The organism is Corallococcus sp. AB018, assembly GCF_003986945.1.
GTDB classification, from domain to species: Bacteria; Myxococcota; Myxococcia; order Myxococcales; family Myxococcaceae; genus Corallococcus; species Corallococcus exiguus.
In genome coordinates, this window is sequence record NZ_RAWR01000413.1 from 1 (window position 1) to 2,582 (window position 2,582).

Below are 2,582 nucleotides of genomic sequence, written 5' to 3' on the forward strand. Positions count from 1 at the left end.
GCCCGCTCCAGCTTCCGCATGTCGTATGCTGTCAGCCCCAGCTCGGCAGGGCTCCTTGCCGGTCGCATGCTCCAGAAACTGCGCATGCGACCCGGATTTGTCTCGGAACTTCTGGCGACCTACTTAGCAGGCGCGCAGGCCTTCCGCCACGGGCACCGCCGCCGGCAGCGTGACGGTGAGCAGCGTGCCGCGGCCCTCGCGACTCTCCGCGCGCAGCGTGCCGCCCAGGCCGGTGACGATGGTGTGGCTCACGGACAGGCCCAGGCCGGTGCTGTTGGGGCGCGCGGTGGCGAAGGGCTCGAAGATGTGCGCGAGCGCGTCCTGGGACAGGCCCTTGCCGGAGTCCTGCACCTCCACCACCACCTCGCCGTCCTCGCTGGTGTAGGCCGCCACGCGCAGCACGTTGTTCGCGGCGTCCTGGGTGTCCATCTGCTGCAGGCCGTTGAGCAGCAGGTTGAGGAAGAGCTGGGTGAGGCGCGCCTCGTCCGCGTCCACCGTGGGCATGTCGTGGAAGTCCCGCTCCAGCCGCGCGCGGTGCTGCAGCTCGCCGCGCAGCAGCTTGAGCGCGTTCTCCAGCACCGGCTGCACGGCCACGCGGGCGCGGTGCTCCGGCGGCTTGCGCGACAGCGTGCGCAGGTCCTGCACGATGTGCTTGAGCCGGGTGGCGCCCTCCACCGTCTCGCTCAGCGCCTCCAGCATGTCCGTCAGGTCCTCGCGCGGCACGGCCTTGCCGTCCAGCAGCGGCTGCTTCAGGCGGTCCATCTCCTCGCGGATGAACGACAGGTTCGCCAGCACGAAGGCCAGCGGGTTGTTCATCTCATGGCCCACCGCCGCCGCGAGCGAGCCCAGCGCGGACAGCCGGTCCGCCTGGAACAGCCGCGCCTCCATCTGCTTGCGCAGCGTCACGTCGCGCGCGAACACGCGCAGGCCCGGCGGGTCCCACAGCTGCGCGACCGTGAGCTCCCAGTAGCGCCCGTCCAGGTGCACCGTGGGCGCGGGCTCTCCCGGGGGCGCGCCCCGCCACGCCCAGATGACCGCCGCCTTCACCAGCGGGTGCTCGGCGCCCATCTCCACCAGGTCCTGGAACGCCGCGTGGGTGGCGGGGTTCGCGTACCGCAGCTCCCCGTCCATGCCCAGCTCCAGCAACGGCTCCGGGTGCAGCAGCGGGAACGACGCCAGCCGGTACAGCGGATCCTCCAGCGCGCGCAGGCCGCTGACGTCGCGCACCAGCAGGCCCAACCGCACGCCCGTGTCCCCGGGCGAGGGCTCGCAGGGCGTGATTTCCGCCGCGTAGACGCGCTCGTCGCCGTTCACGTTGAGCCGGTACTCCAGCCGGCCGTCGGAGCCGCCCTGGAGGACGGCCTGGAGCAGGGACATGAGGGGCTTGCTCGCGGCGGTGCCCAGGACCTCCTCCAGCATGCGCCCCTCCCCGCCGCGCATGTCGCGGCCGAAGGCACGGCCGGACGGGGACCACAGCCGCAGGCACCGGCCTTCCGCGTCCAGCTCTCCGGCCACGTACTCGGCGCCCCCCGTGGGACGCGGGCCGGACGCGGGCGCATCCAGGCCGGGAGACCGAACGAAGGTCTCCACCCGGAAGGGGCCCATGAGCATCTCCAGGCCCGCGCCGTCGGTGTTCATCCGGGTGAGGACGGAGATGAGCGCCTGCGCGTCCGCCTCCGGCATCCGCCTGGTGAGGATGAGGCCGTCGGCGAGCGTGGGGATGGTGAACAGGAACGGCGTGAGCCGCGGTGCGTCCGCGCCCAGGTACGTCGTCAGCGTGGCGCGCATCGCGTGCGCGTCCTTGTGGTTGCAGAAGAGCGCGCACAGGTCCGACTCGCCGCGCAGCACCGCGTCCAGCGCCTTGCGGTAGGTGCCCAGGAAGCGCTGCTCGGAGAAGAGCGTGTCCGGGCGCAGGCCCAGCGACTCCAGGTGGCGCACCGGCAACAGGTGCCCGCCGGTGGAGCGCGGCGCCACCCACGCCACGCGCTTGCCCGCCAGCGTCTCCAGCGTCAGCGGCTCGTCCGAGCGGCAGATGAAGGCCGCGTGGTAGTAGCAGCTGCCGGAGCGCACCGCGCGCAGCACCGCGCGCGCCTGCGGCTCGAAGGCGTTGCACTGCTCGGCGGTGCCCCAGGCCATCTCCACCCGGCCTGAAGCGAGCTCCGCCTCCAGGTGCTCGTAGGTGGGCGACATGGACATCACCACCGGGCGGCCCATCCGCTCCGACAGCGCCCGCGCGAACAGCTCCACGCGCACGTGCTCCCGTACCTCGCCGAGGGACGGATAGAGCAGGCAACGGATGGGCGCGTTCGATGCGGTCACGACGAATTCCTCCGATGAGCCCCCTCTTCCGCGCGCCCGGACTGCCGGCTCGCGAGTGCTCGCTAGTTACCTGAAAATTTCCGGCAATGCCACACTATTCTTGAATCGCTGTAATAAGTAGATTCCCCAGGTTTACCATGTTCCGACCCAGGGTCGAAAGCGACTTCCACATACCAAGGGTGAACTTTCGCTCTGAAACGGCTGGCACCGGGGCTGCACTGGGGGGGTGGGTGGACGGGTGCAACCCATGGAAGGGACGGGCG

Annotated in this window: 1 protein-coding gene; it reads right to left on the reverse strand. The window is 71.1% G+C overall.

Annotated elements, in window-relative coordinates:
- Nucleotides 1-123: 123 nt before the first annotated feature.
- Nucleotides 124-2,319, reverse strand: a complete 2,196-nt coding sequence (locus D7Y11_RS42265; RefSeq protein WP_126936493.1) for a PhnD/SsuA/transferrin family substrate-binding protein — start codon at nucleotides 2,317-2,319, stop codon at nucleotides 124-126.
- Nucleotides 2,320-2,582: the final 263 nt, after the last annotated feature.